Consider the following 18480-nt stretch of genomic DNA (forward strand, 5'->3'; position numbering starts at 1 on the left):
CGCAGGGAGCAGAGCCAGACACATGCTCATCTTCATCCTCCGCCGCCTGGGACTGATGCTCCTTACGGCCTTTGTGCTGACATTTATCGTCTTCTACCTGACCAACCTGCCGCCGAACCTGGAAAAACTGGCCCGCAGCGAAGGCTCGGTCCGGATGACTGACGAATCGGTTGCCGCCTGGATCGAACAGAATGGCCACGGCGGATCGGTGCTGCTGCGCTATGGCCAGTGGCTGGGCGTGGTGCCCGGCTGGACACGGGTCGATGACAAGGGCGTGCCCCGGGGCCGCTGCTTTGCCGCGGGCACCGACCCGACCGCTGCGCCGCGCTATTGCGGCATCCTTCAGGGCAACTGGGGACATTCCACCTTCTTCCGCGGCCCCGTCCTGCCGAACCTTGCCGAAAAGCTGTCGGCAACCGGCTGGCTGATGCTCTGGGTGATGATCGTGATGATCCCCTCATCCCTCATCATCGGGGTGGTGGCCGGAATGCGCGAGGGCAGCCGGACCGACCGCGTGCTGTCCACTTTCTCCATCGCCACCACGGCGACGCCGGAATACGTCTCGGGCGTGATTCTGGTCGCGCTCCTTGCCTCGCCGGTCACGGGCCTGTCGCCGCTTCTGGCCGACTGGGGTCTGATCGAGGGCAAGGTGCTGTTCCAAGGCGCCGCCTCGCCCGACCGCATCACTTTCTGGAGCTTCACGCTGCCGGTGATGACCATTGCGCTTTACGGCATTGGCTACATTGCCCGGATGACGCGGGCGAGCATGACCGAGGTGATGACCGCGCAATACATCCGCACGGCCCGGCTGAAGGGTGCCAGTTTCCGCCAGGTGGTGCTGAAACACGCGCTGAGAAACGCGCTGATCGCACCCTTCACGGTGATCATGCTGCAGTTCCCCTGGCTTCTGAACGGTGTCGTCATCGTGGAAACCCTGTTCAACTACAAGGGCTTCGGCTGGACGCTGGTTCAGGCCGCGGGCAACAACGACATCAACCTCCTGCTCGGCTGTTCAGTCGTGGCGGTGTTCGTGGTGCTGGTGACCCAGCTGATCTCGGACATCGGCTATGTGTTCCTGAACCCGCGCATCCGGCTGTCGTAGGGGGCAAGATGGAAGACCTGACCTATACCGCAATCCTTGGCCGCGTGATCGCGCAGTTCCTGCCGGTCTGGATCGCGCTGGTGGTGACCTTCGCCGTCTCGATCGCCTTCAAGCGCAGGCTGGGGCTTTACGGCAAACTGTTCGACAGTCCGGTGGGGATGATCGGTTTCGGCATCGTGATGTTTTGGGTATTCACGGCGCTTCTGGCCGACCACATCATCACCTTCGACCCCTATCTGCAGATCTCGGGCATGAAGAACAAGCCTATGGGCACCGTTCTCGCCAACGCGGCCGAGGGGCAATACAGCCACTTCCTCTTCGGCGGCGACCATCTGGCGCGCGACGTGTTCAGCCGCATGGTGATGGGCGCGCGCGAGGTGCTGAAGATCGCCCCCGCAGCCACACTTTTCGCCTTCATGGTCGGGATCACACTTGGCCTTCCGGCGGGCTATTTCGGCGGCAGGCTGGACACGGGTCTGTCCTTCCTGGCCAACCTCGTCCTGGCCTTCCCGGTGATCCTGCTCTTCTACCTCCTCGTGACGCCCGAGATCCGCCAGACCGGCATACCGGTGGTGCTGGCGGCGCTGCTGTTCCTGTTCCCGATCATTTTCCTGACGGTGCTTCTGAACGCGCGCTTCTTCACCGACCCGATGAAACGCAACCTGTATGTCGGAGCGGTGCTGATCATCGGTGCCTGGGCCTATTCGGGCCTTGCCTTCAACGCCGACCCGCTGGGCGTCTGGACCATGTCGCCCAACATGCTGAACGTCTTCGTCTCGGTCGTTTTCGTCAACGCCCCCACTGTCTTCCGCATCGTGCGCGGCATCGTGATGGATCTCAAATCCCGCGATTACGTCGCCGCCGGCCAGACCCGGGGCGAGGGCCCCTGGTACATCATGCTGTGGGAAATCCTTCCCAACGCGCGCGGCCCCCTCATCGTCGATTTCTGCCTGCGCATCGGCTATACAACGATCCTGCTGGGCACGCTGGGCTTCTTCGGCCTCGGTGTCGCGCCCGACAGCCCTGACTGGGGCTCGACCATCGACGACGGGCGCAAGACCCTTTCCATGTTCCCCCACGCCGCCCTGGTGCCCGCGCTGGCGTTGATGAGCCTTGTGCTTGGCCTGAACCTTCTGGCCGATGGCCTGCGCGAAGAAAGCCTGAGGGACTGATGTCTTCCTCTCTGCTCAAATATCCCACGGGGGTGCGGGGGTGTGAAACCCTCGCTCTGCCGCCCGTCACAGGAGTATGCCATGCCTGACTGGGACCCCTCGCAACCGATCCTGGAAATCGACCATCTCTCGATTTCCTTCTTCACCCGCCTGCGCGAAATCCCCGCGGTGATGGATTTCTCCTGCACCGTCATGGCCGGCGAGGCGATGGGGCTGGTGGGCGAATCCGGCTGCGGAAAATCCACCGTGGCGCTGGCCGTGATGCGCGAACTGGGCAAGACCGGCCGCATCACCGGCGGAAGCATCAGGTTCAAGGGCCGCGATCTGACCAGGATGAGCGACGAGGAACTGCGGCATATCCGCGGCTCGGAAATCGCGATGATCTATCAGGAACCCATGGCCAGCCTGAACCCGGCTATGAAGATCGGCGCGCAGCTGGCCGAGGTGCCGATGATCCACTCCGGCATGCCGAAGGACGAGGCCTGGAAGCTTGCCCGCCAGATCGTCGCCGACGTGCGCCTGCCCGACCCTGACCGGATCATCCATTCCTACCCTCATCAGCTGTCCGGCGGCCAGCAGCAGCGCATTGTCATCGCCATGGCGCTGATGGCCAAGCCTGCGCTGCTGATCCTTGACGAACCCACCACCGCGCTTGACGTGACGGTCGAGGCAGGCATCGTCGATCTGGTCAAGGAACTGGGCGAGAAATACGGCACATCGATGCTGTTCATCAGCCACAACCTCGGCCTCGTCCTGGATGTCTGCGACCGGATCTGCGTGATGTATTCCGGCGAGGCGGTCGAGACCGGCAGCGTGACCGAGGTCTTCGACAAGATGCGCCACCCCTACACCCAGGCGCTTTTCCGCTCCATCCCCCTGCCCGGCGCCGACAAGAACGCAAGGCCCCTGATCAGCATTCCGGGGAATTTCCCCCTGCCTCACGAACGCCCGCCGGGCTGCAACTTCGGGCCGCGCTGCGACTATTTCCAGAAGGGCCGTTGCGACGCAGCCGATGTGCCGATGTTCCCCGTCCCCGGTGACGACCGCCACGAAACCCGCTGCCTGCGCTGGCAGGAAATCGACTGGGACGCCCCGCCGGCAAAGCGCGACGTCAAGGAGCGGGCCCCGATCGGTCGCGTCGTGCTGAAGATGCAGGATCTGAAGAAATACTACGCCGTCTCGACCGGCGCCTTCGGAGGCGGCGCAAGAAAGGTCGTCAAGGCCAACGAAACGCTGTCCTTCGAGGCGCATGAAGGCGAAACGCTGGCCATCGTGGGCGAATCCGGTTGCGGAAAGTCCACCTTCGCCAAGGTGCTGATGGGTCTGGAAACCGCGACCTCCGGCTCGATCATGCTGTTTGACGAGAATGTGCAATCGACCCCGATCCAGAAGCGCAATACCGACACGGTGTCTTCGGTGCAGATGGTCTTCCAGAATCCGTTCGACACGCTGAACCCCTCGATGACGGTGGGCCGCCAGATCATCCGCGCGCTGGAGATCTTCAAGTACGGCAAGTCCGATGCCGAACGCCACCAGCGCATGCTGGAGCTTCTCGACCTTGTGAAGCTGCCCCGTGCCTTTGCCGACCGGATGCCCCGCCAGCTGTCCGGCGGGCAGAAGCAGCGCGTGGGCATCGCCCGCGCCTTCGCCGGTGGCGCCAAGGTCGTGGTGGCCGATGAACCCGTGAGCGCACTGGATGTCAGCGTGCAGGCCGCGGTGACCGACCTTCTGATGGATATCCAGCGGGAAAACCGCACGACGCTTCTGTTCATCAGCCACGACCTCAGCATCGTCCGCTACCTGTCTGACCGGGTGATGGTGATGTATCTCGGCCATGTGGTGGAAATGGGTACGACCGACCAGGTCTTTTCGCCCCCCTACCATCCCTATACCGAGGCGCTGCTTTCAGCCGTGCCGATTGCCGACACCCACGTGACGCGCAAGCGGATCGTTCTGGAAGGCGATATTCCCAGCGCCATGAACCCGCCTCCGGGCTGTCCGTTCCAGACACGCTGCCGCTGGAAATCCCAGGTGCCCGGCGGCCTGTGCGAGCGCGAAGTGCCGCCTGTGCAGACGCTTGCCGAGGGGCACCAGATCAAGTGCCACCTCAGCCGCGAGGTGCTGGCGACGATGGAGCCGGTCATCCGGATTGCTGCCGAATAGCGAAGGAACCGCACTGCCCCGTCCTGCCATCAGGGCATGACGGCCCGCCGGTCTAGCGTTTCCCGAACAGCGAGCCGAGGATGCCGCGAACCAGGGCCTGGCCCGACCGTGTGCCCAGCTGACGCGCAAAGCTCTTGGCGAAGGCCGTGCTGATGGAATCCGACCGGCTTCCCCCGCCCGACGTGCGCGGCTTTGCGCCAGCTTCGCCATTGTTCCTGCCGTCGTAGCGCCGGGCTCGCTCGAACTCGCGCTTTTCTTCCTCCATCCGTTCCCTGGCACGGGCGGCCTCGGCAGCAGCCGCTTCGGTGCGGGCGCGCAACCGCTCGTAGGCGCTGTCCCGGTCCAGCGGCGTGTCATATTTTCCCCGTACCGGCGACGCAGCGATGATCGAGGCCCGAACATCATCCCCGATCGGGCCCAGCATGCTGGAAGGCGGCCGGATCAAGGTGCGCTGCGCAATTCCGGGAATGCCCTTCGCCTCCAGGAAAGAGGTCACCGCCTCACCGGTGGCAAGGTCGCGGATCGCCTCATCGATCCTGAAGGCCGGGTTCGGGCGGTAGGTTTCGGCCGCCTTGGCCAGATCCTTCTGATCCTTCGCCGTGAACGCACGCAGCGCATGCTGCACTCGGTTGCCTAGCTGGCTGAGGATCGTATCGGGCACGTCTGCCGGGTTCTGCGTAATGAAATATACCCCCACCCCCTTGGAACGGATCAGCCGCGCAACCTGCTCGACCCGCGAGATCAATGCCTTGGGTGCATCGTTGAAAAGAAGATGCGCCTCGTCGAAGAAGAAGACCAGCCTAGGCTTTTCGGGATCGCCAACTTCCGGCAACGCCTCGAACAGTTCCGACAGCAGCCACAGCAGGAAGGTCGCGTAAAGCCGCGGTGCATTCATAAGCCGGTCGGCGGCAAGGATGCTGATCCGTCCCATCCCGTCGGGAGACACGGTCATCAGATCGGCCAGATCAAGCGCCGGCTCGCCGAAGAAGCCGGCGCCACCCTGGTTCTCCAGCACAAGAAGCCGCCGCTGGATCGCACCTACCGAGTCTCGCGCGACCAGACCGTAGCGGGCTGAAATCTCCCTCGCGTTCTCGGCGACAAAGGTCAGCAGCGCCTGCAGATCCTTCAGGTCCAGCAGCGCAAGGCCTTCTTCATCGGCCAGGCGGAACGCCACGTTCAGAACGCCCTCCTGCGCCTCGGTCAGTTCTAGAAGCCGCGACAACAGAAGCGGCCCCATCTCCTCGACCGTGGCGCGGACAGGGTGGCCCTTCTCGCCGAACAGATCCCAGAATATCACGGGAAAGGCGCGATACTTCAGGTCAAGCCCGATGGTCTGGCTGCGCTTCATGAAGGCTTCGTGCAGCTTGTGGTCTGCCGAACCGGCGACGGCGATTCCCGACAGGTCACCCTTTACATCTGACAGGAACACCGGAACCCCGGCGGCCGAGAACCCCTCGGCCAGGATCTGCAGTGTCACCGTCTTGCCGGTGCCGGTGGCGCCCGCGATCAGGCCATGACGGTTGCCATACCGCAGAAGCAGCCGCTGCGGCACGGCATGGCCTTCCCCGCCGCCGCCAACGAAGATGCTGTCTTCGGTCGAACCCTGCTCTGCCACGTCACACCTCTTGCCCTGATCGCATCCCCGACGGCCACCCTTTGCGCCGCACGGCCGCTTGTCGCCCGGGGCCAGAATACATTCTTAACCCCTTCGCGCCAGACTGAAGCGACCAGTGCATCGCCCGGCGGTGCACTGGTGGTGACTTCCTCCCTGTCGACTGGCCGCGCCATTGAAAAGGCGCGGCTTTTTTTCGTCGCAGATGCAGGATGCGGCAGGCCAGAATCCCGTTGACCTGATGGGAAAAGCACAATAGCGTCCCTGACCATGAAGTCGGCCAGTCCGACAGGGAGCAAACAATAACTTTCGGGAAGGGCCGGTCTCACCGGCCCTTTTTCACATTTGCGTGGCTTGGCGGGTCAGACGCGCAGAACCGCGCCATGGCGGCCATTTGCCACCTGACTTGGCGCTGGCACCGTGCTAGAGACCGCCGCAGACACAAGACCAAAGGAACTGCCCCAGATGGCCAAGACCACGACCTCTGCGCTTGCCTTCATCCTTGCGCTTGCCGCGCTGCCGCTGGCCGCACAGACCACGGAAGAAGCGCCGACCGAAGCACCGGCGGCTGCCGATTCCGCGACGCCCGAAGGGCTTTCAATGGGCCAGGAAGTGGCCGGCAGCGGGGTCGGCGACACCTACGTTGCCGCGAACTTCGAGGCCTGGCAGCAGCGCTGCGTGCGCACCGAAAACGGTATCGACCCTTGCCAGCTTTACATGCTGCTGAAGGACGGTGACGGCAACAACGTGGCCGAGTTCACGATCTTCGGCCTGCCGAAGGGTACGCAAGGCCCGGCCGTGGCGGGGGCGACGTTCATCGCCCCGCTCGAGACGCTGCTGACGGCGGGCATGACGCTTCAGATCGATGCCGGCAAGCCCAAGGCCTATCCCTTCACCTTCTGCACCCAGATCGGCTGCGTGGCACGCATCGGTTTCACCGCCGAGGAAGTGGCACAGATGAAGAAAGGCGCGAACGCCAAGATCACCATCGTTCCCTTCGTTGCGCCGAACGACAAGGTAGAACTGTCGGTCTCGCTGAAGGGCTTCACGGCCGGCCTGGCCGCAGTGGATGCGGCCAACGATGCAGCGGATGCCGCAGCGGCAGCCGCCCAGGCACAGACGCCCGCGCCGGCGAACGAATAGGCCGCCTGTCGTCAGGGTGGATCGAGGGCCGGCCTGTCGGGGCCGGCCCCGTTGCATTTCACGTCCTGGCGAAGGCCAGCACCGCATTAAGGCCGCCGAAGGCAAAGGCATTGGAAAGGCAGGCCGTCACATCGGATGGGCGCGCCGCATTCGGCACGACATCCAGATTGCAATCCGGGTCGGGGCTTTCGAACCCCATGGTCGGGGGAAGGACGCCCCGGGTCAGGGCAAACAGGCAGGCGATCGCCTCCAGCGCCCCGGTTGCGCCGATGGCATGGCCGTGCATCGACTTGGTGGATGACACCGGCGGCGGCGCATCGCCGAACACCGCCCGGATCGCCGTGGCCTCGGAGCGGTCGTTCAGCAGCGTCCCGGTGCCGTGAGCGTTGACATAACCGATGTCGGCAGGCGACAGCCCGGCATCTTCAATCGCTGCGCGCATGGCACGGGCAGCCCCTTCGGGATCCGGCGCCACGATGTCGCCCGCATCCGCCGACATGCCGAAACCCGCGACTTCTGCCAGGATCTGCGCCCCGCGCGCGCGGGCGTGATCCTCGGCCTCGAAGACCAGCACCCCTGCGCCATCGCCGATCACCAGCCCCTTGCGCCCAAGACTGAACGGGCGGCAGGCATCGGGCGCCAGGATGCGCAGGCCCTCCCAGGCCTTGACGCCACCGAAGCACAGCATCGCCTCGGTGCCGCCGGTCAGCATCACATCTGCCGCCCCCTGACGGATCTGCTGAAGTGCCAGCCCCATGGCATGGTTGGCGCTGGCGCAGGCCGACGAGACTGACAGCACTGGCCCGGTCAGCCCGTGCAGGATCGAAAGATGCGATGCCGGCGCATTGTGCATCAGTCGCGGCACGGTCAGGGGCGATACGCGGTTCTTCCCTTCGGCCAGAACCGCGCGATATGCCTCCTCCCAGGTGGCGATGCCCCCCGCCGCCGTGCCAAGGATCACGCCGCCGCGATTGCCCAACCCGGGGGCGAGCCCGGCCATCGCCATCGCCTCCGCCCCGGCGGCTATGGCATACTGGGTGACACGGTCATAAAGGGGAAGTCGGGCGGGATCGAACCGCCCCTCGGACGGCCAGTCGCGGACCTCGCCGCCGATCCTTACAGTCAGGCGGTCTGCATCGCGAAAGGTCAGCGGGCCAATGCCGCACCGCCCCTCGGCCAGCGCGGCAAAGGTTCCCGGCACATCTGGCGCCAGCGCATTGACCGTGCCGATGCCGGTGACAACGACGCGCCTCATTCCGCCGACTGGGCGATCAGCCTTTCAACGCCGTCCACGATCTGCTGCACAGTGGCAAAGTCGAATTCCGGCAGGTCAGGCTCGTTCGCATTGAACGGGATGGCGATGCCGAAGCGCTCCTCCAGCGCGAAGATGGCCTCGACCTTGCCCAGGCTGTCCAGCCCCAGATCATCGATCCGGGCATCCGGCGAGATCTCGCCCGGCGGCAACAACAGTTCCTGAGCCAGAATGGCAATCACCGCCTCTTCGATCTCTGCCCGTGTGGTCATGGCCGTTCTGCCCTTCGTCATGCCCATGATCTAGTCGGAATCCGACCCCGGCGGAACGCCCTTTTCCAGGGCCGCCACCCGCGCGGCAAGCCTAGGCAGGCGGCGTAGCGCCTTCTGTATCTCGACATGGCTTTCCATCTTGACCGCCGGATAGCCCAGAAGCACCCTTCCCGCCGGTGCGTTGGTGAAGATCTTGGTCGCCCCGCCCGCGATCACGTCATTTCCGACGAAGATGTTGTCGTTCACCCCGCATTGCCCGGCCAGCACCACCCGGTCGCCGATCCGGGCAGAACCCGCAATGCCGACCTGCCCGCATAGCAGGCAGTCGCGCCCGACCTGCACGTTGTGTCCGATGTGAACAAGGTTATCCAGCTTGGTGCCCGATCCGATCGAGGTATCGCGGATCGTGCCACGGTCGATGCAGACGTTCGCGCCGATTTCCACATCGTCGCCGATGGTAACGGCCCCCAGCGAATGGATGCGGGTCCACGACTGGTCGCGGATCTCGGCCCGGCTGCCCAGGGTCTCGCGGATTTCCTCGACACCGGATTTCTCGGGCGTGACAAAACTGAACCCGTCCGCCCCGATCACCGCGCCCGGCTGACAGATGAAGCGGTCGCCAATGGTGACGCGCGCCCCGATCCGCGCGCCCTGCAGGATCAGCGCATCGGCCCCAATGGTCGCGCCCTCGGCGATGGAAACGTGGCTGGCAATCCGTGCGTTCGGGCCGATCCGCACGCCCGCGCCGATAACGACGAAAGGCCCGATGGCCGCGCCCGGCCCGATCTCGGCCGAGGGATCGACGATCGCCATGGGATGCAAGCCAGCAGCGACCGCCGGCCCCGGATCCATCAGCCGCGTCAGCCCCGCCATGGCTAGCCGCCCGCGCGGGGCGAAGATCGCGGCCTTCAATCCCATCGCCCGCCAGTCGGCCCCGGGCCAAACCACTGCCGCCCGCGCCCGTCCCTTCGCGATGCCCTCGCCATAGCGCGGGTCCATCGCCAGGGCCAACTGGTCGGGCCCGGCCATCTGCGGTTCGGCCGCACCGGTTACCGTCAGGTCGAGATCACCCTCGGCCTCGGCCCCCAGAGCAAGGGCAATGGCGCGGATCGTATGGGGCATCGCATCCTCGACAGGTCGTTCCAGCCCGCAGGATTACCCCTGAACGCCCGGCAGTTCCACCCCGGCAGAGGAAATCGCCTGGAACAGCGCCTCATCCCGCCCATAGACATCCCGGCGATAGTTGATCCGCCCCTTCGCATCGGGATAGGCGGTGAAATAGACCAGGTGCACCGGCAGCGTCTGCTTCAGCTTCACCGTCGTCTCCTTGCCGGACTGCAATGCAAGGTCGAACTCTTCCTCGGCATTGTCGGTCTGCCAGGACAGCAGCTCGTGCGCCAGCTCGAAGGGGTCGGCCACACGGATGCAGCCGTGACTGTAGGCGCGGATTTCCTTGTCGAACAGCGATTTCGACGGCGTGTCGTGCAGGTAGATGTTGTATTCGTTCGGGAACATGAACTTGACCTTGCCCAGTGCATTCGCGTCGGAAGGCGGCTGGCGCATCGCGAAGGGGAAGTTCCGGGCCGTGTAGGCGGCAAAGTTCACCGACCCACGCGGCACCACGCGACCGCGACCGTCAATGACCTGCAAGTGGCTGACGGCATTAGGATTTCTTTGCAAGAGCGGCAGGTATTCCTTGACGATGATCGACCGGGGCACACCCCATGAGGGGTTGATGACCATGTGTTCCATCTCGTCCGAGAATTCCGGGCTGCGCTGGTCGGGCACGTCCTTGCCGATGACGACGCGCGTCTCGAAGATGGTCCGGCCGTCCTTGATGATGCGGGCCTTGAAGTCGGGCAGGTTCACCCAGACGTGGCGCACAGACCGGTCGATATCCATCCACCGTTCGCGTTCCAGCGCCACGATGACAGACTTCAGCCGCTCTTCCGGTCCCTTGTTGATCTCTGCAATCGTTCCCTCTCGGGCGATGCCGTCCGCGACCAGCCCGTGTGCAAGCTGGAACTCAAGCACGGCCGCCTGAACCGCACGGTCGAAGGTCGAGGTGGCGGTAGGCCGCAGATAACCCATCCGGATCAGCCGGTCGCGCAGCGCCACCACCGCCGGGCCGGTCGCGCCCGGCTTCAGCTCTGCCGGCGGCACGGGCGCACCCCAGCCCCCAGCTGCGATCTGCGCTTCAAGCCCGATCTTGGCCTTCATCAGGTTCAAGTAGACCGATGATTTCGGCAAAAGGCGGCTCAGCACCGTGGCTGGATCACCATTGGCCATCCGCACTAGGAAAACGGCGGGATCGGTCACGTCGATCTTGCGGACGATCCCCTTGTCCACCTTCGCCGGATCCAGCGCCCCCGAAGTCAGATCATGCGCCCAGGCCAGATAGGCCCGCGTCATTTCCACCTCGACCCGTCCCCGGTCCGCCTCGGTCTGGGCAGAGCGGAAGGCCGCCGCCAGTGATTTGGCGTCATAGCGAGCCACCGGCAGGCCATGATCGGCTGCTGCGGAAATCGCGGTCAGCAGCGCCTGGCGGCGGCCGGCATCCTCGGGCCCGGTCCATAGCGTCTTGTAGCCGGTCTTCCGATACCAGTCCGCGATCGTCTGATCCTCGCTGGCCGCCGCGGCCAGCGACTGGGTGAACGAGGAGGGTTGTGCCTGCACCGCAGGCGACAGGGCCAGCGAACACGACAGAAACACTGTGCAGGCCGTCAGCCTTGCGAATGCGGAAATGACCATTCAGGCACCGAGTTCAAGGACTTGCATCTCTTGCCACTATCAGCGGATTCTGCCCGGACTGTCCATTCACAAACCGACCCGGCCAGGTTTTGCCACGGCGACTATTTCCGAACCGGCAACAGTTCTGGGGCCTTTTGATGCAAAATGACAACAGACGATCATTTGCGCGGGCGTTCAGCAAAAATTTGCCTATTCAGGTTGAGTTGTCCCTCGCCCGGGCAATCGGCACTTGGGCTTCGATTCGACCTGTGCCATAAGATACCGGCACTTGGGGAAGAAGTTGCACAAAAGCTGCGTTCAGCAGCCAGAGACAGCTACGGGGACAGGCGTTAGAATGACGGATCTTGGGACTTACGGCGTCACGCGGCGTGGCCTTCTGGGCGTGTTCGCGGCAACCGCGGTTGTAGCCGCTCCGACATATTCGAACGCCTTCGGCCTTCTGAAAGGTGCAGGGGACATTCGCCGCATTCGCATGTATTCAGGTCGGACAGGCGAAAGCATCGACACGATATATTGGGTCGATGGCGAGTACATCCCAGAAGTCGTGAAGGAAATCAATTACTTCATGCGCGACTGGCGGTCGAACGAAGCCATGAACATGGACATGCGCACCGTCGACATCATGGCTGCATCGCACCGGCTGATGGACGTTAACGAACCCTACATGCTTCTGTCGGGTTATCGCTGCCCGAAGACGAATGCCATGCTGCGGTCGAAATCGCGTGGCGTGGCGAAGAACTCGCTGCACATGAAGGGGCAGGCAGCCGACCTGCGGCTGAAATCGCGCTCGGTCAGCCAGATGGCCCGTGCGGCGGCGGCCTGTGCCTCGGGTGGCGTAGGCAAGTATTCGCGGTCGAACTTCGTCCACATGGATTGCGGTCCGGTCCGCAGCTGGGGCGGCTGAGCCGCCTCGTCTGATGAAGGAAGGGCGCCGTATGGCGCCTTTTTCCTTGGCACCTGCCCGGCCGATCATCGGTGGCTACGCCACGGCTTGCCACCGTCATCACGCGGTCGGGCCTTTCAGACCGGGACGCCCTGCCCTGCCCCGCCCGCGATCTCGCGCCCGCGGTAGCCCATTGCCACCACGAATTTCTCGGAACTGTCAGACCGGCTGGCAGGCGGCTTGACGTTGGCCACCTTGCGGAAGTTGCGCTTCAGCATGGCCTGCATCTCGTTCTCGGCCCCTCCGGCCAGCACCTTGGCCACGAAGGTTCCGCCGTCCTCCAGCACGTCGAAGGCGAAGGCCAGAGCCGCCTCGACCAGGGCCACGATCCGCAGATGGTCGGTCGCCTTGTGACCCGATGCCGCGGCCGCCATGTCCGACATCACGACGTCGGCACGACCGCCCAGCCAGCCCTTCACCTTCTCGTCGGCGTCGTCAGACAGGAAATCCAGCTGATGGATTTCGGCGCCGGCAATCGGCTCCACTTCCTGCAGATCCACCCCCAGGACGCGGCCGACCGGCTTTTTCGGATTCTGCCCCAGCGCGTTCACCCGTGCCACCGCCACCTGGCACCAGCCGCCCGGCGCGCAGCCCAGATCGACCACCCGGGCGCCAGGCTTGAGGAAACCATACTTGTCGTCCAGTTCGATGATCTTGTAGGCCGCGCGGCCGCGATAGCCCTCGCGCTTTGCGCGCTGGACATAGGGATCGTTCAGCTGCCGTTCCAGCCAAAGGGTGGAGCTGAGCTTCCGCCCCTTCGCGGTCTTGACCCGCACCCGCAGTTCGCGCTGGCCGCGCCCCGAATTCGGCTTGTCGATCATGTATAAGGTCCGTCTTCCAGAACGCCGTCCGCGCTCATCTGCGCATAGAGAAGCCCCTCCCTAAGGCCACGGTCGGCAACGGACAAGCGGTCGGTGGGCCATATGCGCATCAGCGCCTGCAGGATCGCCGCGCCGGACATGATCAGCGTGTGCCGGTCGCGCCCGATACGCGGGTCGGTCCGCCGGCCTTCCGGCCCCAGCGCCAGGTATTCCCGGATCACCATGTCGATCTGGTCGCTGGTCATCTGCAGACCATCGACCTTCGTGCGATCATAGCGTTTCAGGTTCAGGAAAGATGCCGCGACAGTGGTAACCGTGCCCGAGGTGCCGATGATCTGGAAGCCCTCGCGCGGGTTCTGGGCGTTGTATGGGCTGAAGCTGGCCAGGTTCTCTTCGAAGAACCAGCTCATCAGGGCGAAGCGCGCCGCGTCATCATCGACATCGGCGAACTGGTCCTTCAGCGTGGCCACGCCGAGCGGCACACTGATCCAGTCCACCACCCTTGCAACCGCCCCGTCGCCCTGCGCATCGAAGCCCATGTGCAGGCGCATGATTGCACGGGCGCGTTCGGCCGGCGGCACGGCGCTCAGGTCGATCCAGACCAGTTCCGTCGAGCCGCCGCCGATATCGACCACCAGCAGCTGTTCGGTGGACGGATTGACCAGCGGCGCACAAGAGATCACGGCAAGCCGGGCCTCTTCCTCGGGCGCAATGATCTCCAGGCTTAGACCGGTCTCGCGCCGGACCTGGCGGATGAAGTCGCGGGCGTTCCGGGCGCGGCGGCAGGCTTCGGTGGCAACCAGCCGCATCCGCACGACACCGTGCCGTTCGATCTTCTTCTCGCAAATGCGCAGGGCCTGGATCGTCCGGCCCATGGACGAACGGCTCAGCCTTCCCGTAGCCTCTAGCCCGACGCCCAGCTGCACAGTCTTGGAAAAGCTGTCAACGATCGCAAACTGACTGCCCCTGGGCTGGGCAATCAGCATGCGACAGGAATTTGTGCCAAGGTCAAGCGCCGCATAAAGCGGGGCCGACCCTAGGTCGGAAAGGGCTGACGGCTTACCGGCGCGGGAAACGGCAAGGGGCGTCTCGACCTGCGCCTGGAAAGCGTCCGCCCTGCGGGGACGCTCGGGCGTCATGGCCGCCCTCCATCTGTGGTTGGAATCAAAGGTAGTCTCGATCCCACCTTCGCGCAAGCGCGCATCCATAAGGCCAAGGGGGGTTTGGCCAAGGCTCATGATCTGCATGAAGATTTTTCCGACCTTCTCCTGTCGCAACTGCAGCTGTCGCGTGCTACCCACAGATGGCGTGCACCGGGGTCGCATCCATCGCGCGCCATGTCGAAATCCGACACCGGCTGTCGGAGATCGGCGATTATCAACGGGGTCAGCACAGCCAAGGGGAATCACCGGATCATGGCCGAAGTCACCATCGTCTCCTGGCGCGACATCCCGGCCCAGGTCATCGTCGGCAAGGGTCGTCGCGGCTCGAAGGTGCAGCTTTCCGAACGCTTCGAACAGGCCATCGACCGGTGCGCCATGAAGGTCGGGGCGCGTGACACCGACAGCTATCTCGCCGAATGGCGCAAGGCCGTCGTGGCCGAGGTCGAGGGCGACCCCGATACCATTGCCGCCGACTGGGCCGCGAAGCTGGAAACCGAATACGACACCCAACGCCTGAAATCGCTGATCGACGCCGAAGGCTGGGCCAAGGCCTGACGCCCATGCCCCCGTCATTGAAGGAGACCGTGATGGCCCTGTTCAACTTCCGCCGCAAGGACGACACCGCCACCGCCACCGGGTCGCTGGAAGCCTTCCTCAAGGGCTATTCCATCGAGGTCATGCCCCGCACCGCCGAGAAGGTCGAGGATTTCCGCGACATCCTGCCGAGGGGCACCCGCGTCTACATCGCCCATATCGACGGCACCCCAATCGAGGACATGGTGGCCACCGCCAGGCGCATCACCGGCGAAGGCTTTGCCGTGATGCCCCATTTCCCGGCGCGCATCATCAAGGACAAGGCCACACTTTTCGACTGGGTCGCCCGCTACCGCGATGTCGGCGTCGAACAGGGCCTGCTCCTGGCCGGCGGCGTCGCGCAGCCCGTGGGCGACTTCCACTCCTCGATGCAACTCCTTGAATCCGGCGCCTTTACCGGCTTCAAGCGCCTGCATGTCGCGGGTCACCCCGAAGGCAACAAGGACATCGACCCCGACGGCTCCGACCGCATGGTGATGGAGGCCGCGCGCTGGAAATCCGCCTTCGCCGAACGCACCGATGCGCAGATGGCCATGGCCACCCAGTTCTGCTTCGAGGCCCAGCCGGTGATCGACTGGGTCAACCGGCTTCAGGCCGAGGGCGTGAAGCTTCCGGTCCATATCGGCATCGCCGGGCCTGCGAAGCTTCAGACCCTCATCAAGTTCGCCATTGCCTGCGGCGTCGGGCCCAGCCTGCGCGTGCTGCAGAAACGCGCGATGGATGTCACCAAGCTTCTCCTGCCCTACGAGCCGACCGAGATCCTGCAGGATCTCGCCGCCCACAAGGCCGCGAACCCCGGCTTCGGCATCGAGCAGGTCCACTTCTTCCCCCTCGGCGGTATCAAGACCAATGCCCAGTGGGTGACCGAACATGGCGGCGCCTCCGGCGTTCCGGCCAGCGCAACTGCCTGAGAAAAAGGTTTAGGAATGACCCGTACTGTCATTGAATCCAAGACGAAAACCGTTGTCATCGGTTTCGACGAACCCTTCTGCGTGATCGGCGAACGCATCAACCCGACGGGGCGCAAGAAGCTGGCCGCGGAACTCGAGGCGGGGAATTTCGAAACCGTCATCAAGGATGCGCTGGAACAGGTCGCCTGCGGGGCGACGGTGCTCGACATCAACTCGGGCGCGGTCTTCACCAACAAGATGGCCGAAGACCCGCGCTATGCCGACAACAACTTCGTCGAGCCGCCCCTGATGAAGGCGCTGATCGAGATCGTGCAGCAGACCGTGGACGTGCCGCTCTGCATCGACTCGTCGGTCCCCGGCGCGCTCGAGGCGGGACTTCAGGCCTGCGAAGGCCGCCCGCTCCTGAACTCGGTCACGGGCGAGGAGGAACGCCTCGAACTCGTCCTGCCCCTCGTCAAGAAATACAACGTGCCCGTGGTGGCGATCTCGAACGACGACACCGGCATCTCGCCCGACCCCGATGTCCGCTTCGCTGTGGCGAAGAAGATCGTGCAGCGCGCCGCCGACCACGGCATCCCCGCGCATGACATCGTGGTGGATCCCCTGGTGATGCCCGTGGGCGCCATGGCCTCGGCCGGCCAGCAGGTCTTTACCCTGGTCCGGCGTCTGCGCGAAGAGCTGGGCGTGAACACCACCTGCGGTGCCTCGAACATATCGTTCGGCCTGCCGCACCGCCACGGCATCAACGCGGCCTTCCTGCCCATGGCGATCTGCGCCGGCATGACGTCGGCGATCATGAACCCCGTCCGCCAGCAGGAGATGGAGGCGATCCGCGCCGCCAACTTCCTGATGAACCACGACCCGAACGGCGGCGAATGGATCCGCTTCGCCAAGGTTCTGGAAGCCGTCGAGGGTGGCATGAGCTTCTCCGAAGCCTCCGCCGCCGCCTCCCAGGCCGCCGGCGGGCGTCGCGGCGGCCGCCGCGGTCGGGCCTGAGCGCCTCCCTGCCCCCTTGCCAGCCAAGGGGGCTCGCGCGCCTTCCCTTCTTCTGTTCCGCAATGTCCCGGCCAGAGGCACGCGTGCGGAGCTGCGTCCCCGACGCAACTCCGCGCAACACCTGCCGTGGCGCGGAACGCGCGGCCGCCGTGCTGCGCGGCGCTTCACCTTTGCGACAGTGCACCCGAAGGCCCGTTGCACCGCGGCCCCGGCCTTGGCACCTTGCCGCCATGCCGCGCCGTCTTGCCCTCGCGCTCTGTCTGCTTGCCGCCCCGGCCTCTGCCCAGGGCAGCGGCCTGACCATGCCCTTCGATGCCACTGGCCGCGCCGCGCTGGAAACGGCGCTTGATATGGCGGCGGCATCTCTGGCCAATTCCATGGTCCTGTCCCGCGACGCGGCCTGGGCCGCCGGCACCCGGCCAATGCCGCCCCATATCCGGCAGGCGCTGCTTGCCTGGTATCCGGCAGACCTCCTCGACAGCATCGAATACCGCGTGGGCATCGCCGAGGATTCGACGCTGCAATCCCTGGCCATCCGCCATGGCCGGGCCAATGCCATCACCCTGATCGACACCATCGTCTTTGCCGACCCGCGCGAGGCCGAGACCGACATTGCGCTTTGGGCGCATGAGGTCAAGCACGTGGAACAGTTCCGTCGCTGGGGCCTTTCGGGCTTTGCCCGTCGCTACGTCCTCGACCACGCAACGGTCGAGGCCGAGGCCTATGCGATCGGCGACGTGGTGAAGGCCATCCACGGCGGCGGATGAGACAGGTCGAAGGGTCCGGGCCGCCTGGAGGGCCTGGCATGATCCGCCGACCTTTTTCGCACGGAAGGTCCGCCCGACACGAAACGCTAACCCGCCACCGCACGCAAGGAGGCCGCCCTGGCCGGCGGAACCCGGTCCACCTCGACACAGGTGAAGACATGCAGCGTGTCCAGCTCCCTGTCCACCACCGCATGATCCGACACCCAGCCCCCCATGCCCAGATAGGTGCGCAGCAGCGGTGGCAGCGCAGCAAGCGATGTACGGCGGTCGGCAACCGGCCCGGCTAGCGCCGGATAGTCCACCACCTCCGCTGCCCTCTGCCGCGGCAGATGCTCCGCAGGGCCTACGAACTCTGCCGCAAGCAGCGCCAGCCCCGCCCGATGCGCCTGCCATTCCGCCCCACGAAAGCTGGTACAGCCAACCAGCAGCCCCGCCTGGCCTTCGTCCACTATCCGCGTCATCGCGCCCCACGCCAGGCGCAGCACGTCAGGGTGCACGCCGCCCGAGGCCACACAGAATCGCCCCATCTCGGCGATGGGCCTGGCATAACCCGCCAGTGGCGCCACATCGTAAAAGCGCGCCGCATAGCCCTGAGCCAGCCCCGCCCCCCAGCCGAACAGCATGACCCGGAAATAGGCAAGCAGCACCCCGTCGCTCTCGACCACGACATGGGCGGAGAGCGCGTCCTGGGCATCCCCTTCCCGGCCGGCCCGTCGGGGGAAGGCCGCGCTGCGAAAGGCCATCACGCGGGCCATGTCGGCCCGGCCCCGCGCCAACCGCGCCACCATACCGCCCCGCTGAAGTGGCTCCACGCCCCT

General features: G+C 65.0%; 17 protein-coding genes. 9 read left to right on the forward strand and 8 right to left on the reverse strand.

Annotated features, from left to right (window positions below):
- Window positions 1–22 precede the first annotated feature (22 nt).
- The 3 genes from EZM81_RS08625 (at window position 23) to EZM81_RS08635 (ending at window position 4437) form a co-directional block, all read left to right on the forward strand.
- Window positions 23–1102 carry an ABC transporter permease gene (locus tag EZM81_RS08625; RefSeq protein ID WP_135448652.1) on the forward strand — a complete coding sequence of 360 codons (1080 nt, stop codon included), beginning with the start codon at window positions 23–25 and terminating at the stop codon, window positions 1100–1102.
- Window positions 1103–1110: 8 nt separating this feature from the next.
- Complete coding sequence (locus tag EZM81_RS08630) at window positions 1111–2274, forward strand: ABC transporter permease (RefSeq protein ID WP_135448654.1); 1164 nt, start codon at window positions 1111–1113, stop codon at window positions 2272–2274.
- An 81-nt stretch (window positions 2275–2355) separates the two neighbouring features.
- Complete coding sequence (locus EZM81_RS08635) at window positions 2356–4437, forward strand: ABC transporter ATP-binding protein (protein WP_136645435.1); 2082 nt, start codon at window positions 2356–2358, stop codon at window positions 4435–4437.
- A 52-nt stretch (window positions 4438–4489) separates the two neighbouring features.
- Here the strand turns inward: EZM81_RS08635 and EZM81_RS08640 are convergent, their stop codons facing one another.
- Entirely contained in the window at window positions 4490–6052 is a 1563-nt protein-coding gene (locus tag EZM81_RS08640; RefSeq protein ID WP_136645436.1) for a helicase HerA-like domain-containing protein, read from the reverse strand.
- A gap of 462 nt (window positions 6053–6514) precedes the next feature.
- Between EZM81_RS08640 and EZM81_RS08645 the strand changes: the two genes are divergently transcribed.
- Window positions 6515–7192: an invasion associated locus B family protein gene (locus tag EZM81_RS08645; RefSeq protein ID WP_135448660.1), complete on the forward strand. Its 678-nt coding sequence runs from the start codon at window positions 6515–6517 to the stop codon at window positions 7190–7192.
- A gap of 58 nt (window positions 7193–7250) precedes the next feature.
- Here EZM81_RS08645 and EZM81_RS08650 read toward each other — a convergent pair whose 3' ends face one another.
- Genes EZM81_RS08650 through EZM81_RS08665 form a run of 4 tightly spaced genes read right to left on the reverse strand, consistent with a single transcriptional unit; the run spans window position 7251 to window position 11467 of the window.
- A complete protein-coding gene (locus EZM81_RS08650; protein WP_136645437.1) occupies window positions 7251–8447 on the reverse strand; it encodes a beta-ketoacyl synthase in 1197 nt (398 codons plus the stop codon).
- Window positions 8444–8737 carry an acyl carrier protein gene (locus EZM81_RS08655; RefSeq protein ID WP_248298169.1) on the reverse strand — a complete coding sequence of 98 codons (294 nt, stop codon included), beginning with the start codon at window positions 8735–8737 and terminating at the stop codon, window positions 8444–8446. Before EZM81_RS08655 ends, EZM81_RS08650 begins: the two co-directional genes overlap by 4 nt.
- A 9-nt stretch (window positions 8738–8746) precedes the next feature.
- On the reverse strand, window positions 8747–9838 hold the full coding sequence (lpxD, locus tag EZM81_RS08660) for a UDP-3-O-(3-hydroxymyristoyl)glucosamine N-acyltransferase (RefSeq protein ID WP_135448665.1): 1092 nt from the start codon (window positions 9836–9838) through the stop codon (window positions 8747–8749).
- A 33-nt stretch (window positions 9839–9871) separates the two neighbouring features.
- Complete coding sequence (locus tag EZM81_RS08665; protein WP_136645438.1) at window positions 9872–11467, reverse strand: murein L,D-transpeptidase; 1596 nt, start codon at window positions 11465–11467, stop codon at window positions 9872–9874.
- 334 nt (window positions 11468–11801) lie between these two features.
- Between EZM81_RS08665 and EZM81_RS08670 the strand changes: the two genes are divergently transcribed.
- Window positions 11802–12371 carry a DUF882 domain-containing protein gene (locus tag EZM81_RS08670; RefSeq protein ID WP_136645439.1) on the forward strand — a complete coding sequence of 190 codons (570 nt, stop codon included), beginning with the start codon at window positions 11802–11804 and terminating at the stop codon, window positions 12369–12371.
- A gap of 116 nt (window positions 12372–12487) precedes the next feature.
- On the opposite strand, the gene EZM81_RS08675 is transcribed toward EZM81_RS08670, so the two are convergent.
- Both EZM81_RS08675 and EZM81_RS08680 read right to left on the reverse strand, forming a co-directional pair.
- Window positions 12488–13231 carry an RlmE family RNA methyltransferase gene (locus EZM81_RS08675; RefSeq protein WP_135448671.1) on the reverse strand — a complete coding sequence of 248 codons (744 nt, stop codon included), beginning with the start codon at window positions 13229–13231 and terminating at the stop codon, window positions 12488–12490.
- Window positions 13228–14370, reverse strand: a complete 1143-nt coding sequence (locus tag EZM81_RS08680) for a Ppx/GppA phosphatase family protein (RefSeq protein WP_136645440.1) — start codon at window positions 14368–14370, stop codon at window positions 13228–13230. Before EZM81_RS08680 ends, EZM81_RS08675 begins: the two co-directional genes overlap by 4 nt.
- A 276-nt stretch (window positions 14371–14646) precedes the next feature.
- On the opposite strand from EZM81_RS08680, the gene EZM81_RS08685 reads away from it, so the two are divergent.
- The 4 genes from EZM81_RS08685 to EZM81_RS18270 all read left to right on the forward strand — a co-directional run bounded on the left by EZM81_RS08685 (window position 14647) and on the right by EZM81_RS18270 (window position 17662).
- Window positions 14647–14949 (forward strand): virulence factor, encoded by a 303-nt coding sequence (locus EZM81_RS08685; protein WP_136645441.1) that lies wholly within the window; start codon window positions 14647–14649, stop codon window positions 14947–14949.
- 32 nt (window positions 14950–14981) lie between these two features.
- Window positions 14982–15899, forward strand: coding sequence for a methylenetetrahydrofolate reductase (locus EZM81_RS08690; protein ID WP_136645442.1), 918 nt, complete (start codon window positions 14982–14984; stop codon window positions 15897–15899).
- Between the two features lie 15 nt (window positions 15900–15914).
- Complete coding sequence (locus tag EZM81_RS08695) at window positions 15915–16895, forward strand: methyltetrahydrofolate cobalamin methyltransferase (protein ID WP_135448678.1); 981 nt, start codon at window positions 15915–15917, stop codon at window positions 16893–16895.
- A gap of 230 nt (window positions 16896–17125) precedes the next feature.
- Window positions 17126–17662, forward strand: coding sequence for a DUF4157 domain-containing protein (locus EZM81_RS18270; protein ID WP_169052338.1), 537 nt, complete (start codon window positions 17126–17128; stop codon window positions 17660–17662).
- A gap of 86 nt (window positions 17663–17748) precedes the next feature.
- On the opposite strand, the gene EZM81_RS08705 is transcribed toward EZM81_RS18270, so the two are convergent.
- On the reverse strand, window positions 17749–18474 hold the full coding sequence (locus tag EZM81_RS08705) for a GNAT family N-acyltransferase (protein ID WP_240783960.1): 726 nt from the start codon (window positions 18472–18474) through the stop codon (window positions 17749–17751).
- Between the last annotated feature and the right edge of the window lie 6 nt (window positions 18475–18480).

The sequence above is a fragment of the Tabrizicola sp. YIM 78059 genome, assembly GCF_004959785.1.
GTDB lineage: Bacteria > Pseudomonadota > Alphaproteobacteria > Rhodobacterales > Rhodobacteraceae > Tabrizicola > Tabrizicola caldifontis.

Excerpts from the sequence above, each read along its gene's own strand:
- EZM81_RS08665 (WP_136645438.1), bottom strand. The coding sequence starts at position 11,467 with ATGGTCATTTCCGCATTCGCAAGGCTGACGGCCTGCACAGTGTTTCTG.
- EZM81_RS08680 (WP_136645440.1), bottom strand. The coding sequence starts at position 14,370 with ATGACGCCCGAGCGTCCCCGCAGGGCGGACGCTTTCCAGGCGCAGGTC.
- EZM81_RS18270 (WP_169052338.1), top strand. The coding sequence starts at position 17,126 with ATGCCGCGCCGTCTTGCCCTCGCGCTCTGTCTGCTTGCCGCCCCGGCC.
- EZM81_RS08630 (WP_135448654.1), top strand. The coding sequence starts at position 1,111 with ATGGAAGACCTGACCTATACCGCAATCCTTGGCCGCGTGATCGCGCAG.
- EZM81_RS08625 (WP_135448652.1), top strand. The coding sequence starts at position 23 with ATGCTCATCTTCATCCTCCGCCGCCTGGGACTGATGCTCCTTACGGCC.
- EZM81_RS08670 (WP_136645439.1), top strand. The coding sequence starts at position 11,802 with ATGACGGATCTTGGGACTTACGGCGTCACGCGGCGTGGCCTTCTGGGC.
- EZM81_RS08675 (WP_135448671.1), bottom strand. The coding sequence starts at position 13,231 with ATGATCGACAAGCCGAATTCGGGGCGCGGCCAGCGCGAACTGCGGGTG.
- EZM81_RS08645 (WP_135448660.1), top strand. The coding sequence starts at position 6,515 with ATGGCCAAGACCACGACCTCTGCGCTTGCCTTCATCCTTGCGCTTGCC.
- EZM81_RS08695 (WP_135448678.1), top strand. The coding sequence starts at position 15,915 with ATGACCCGTACTGTCATTGAATCCAAGACGAAAACCGTTGTCATCGGT.
- lpxD (WP_135448665.1), bottom strand. The coding sequence starts at position 9,838 with ATGCCCCATACGATCCGCGCCATTGCCCTTGCTCTGGGGGCCGAGGCC.
- EZM81_RS08690 (WP_136645442.1), top strand. The coding sequence starts at position 14,982 with ATGGCCCTGTTCAACTTCCGCCGCAAGGACGACACCGCCACCGCCACC.
- EZM81_RS08655 (WP_248298169.1), bottom strand. The coding sequence starts at position 8,737 with ATGACGAAGGGCAGAACGGCCATGACCACACGGGCAGAGATCGAAGAG.
- EZM81_RS08685 (WP_136645441.1), top strand. The coding sequence starts at position 14,647 with ATGGCCGAAGTCACCATCGTCTCCTGGCGCGACATCCCGGCCCAGGTC.
- EZM81_RS08650 (WP_136645437.1), bottom strand. The coding sequence starts at position 8,447 with ATGAGGCGCGTCGTTGTCACCGGCATCGGCACGGTCAATGCGCTGGCG.
- EZM81_RS08635 (WP_136645435.1), top strand. The coding sequence starts at position 2,356 with ATGCCTGACTGGGACCCCTCGCAACCGATCCTGGAAATCGACCATCTC.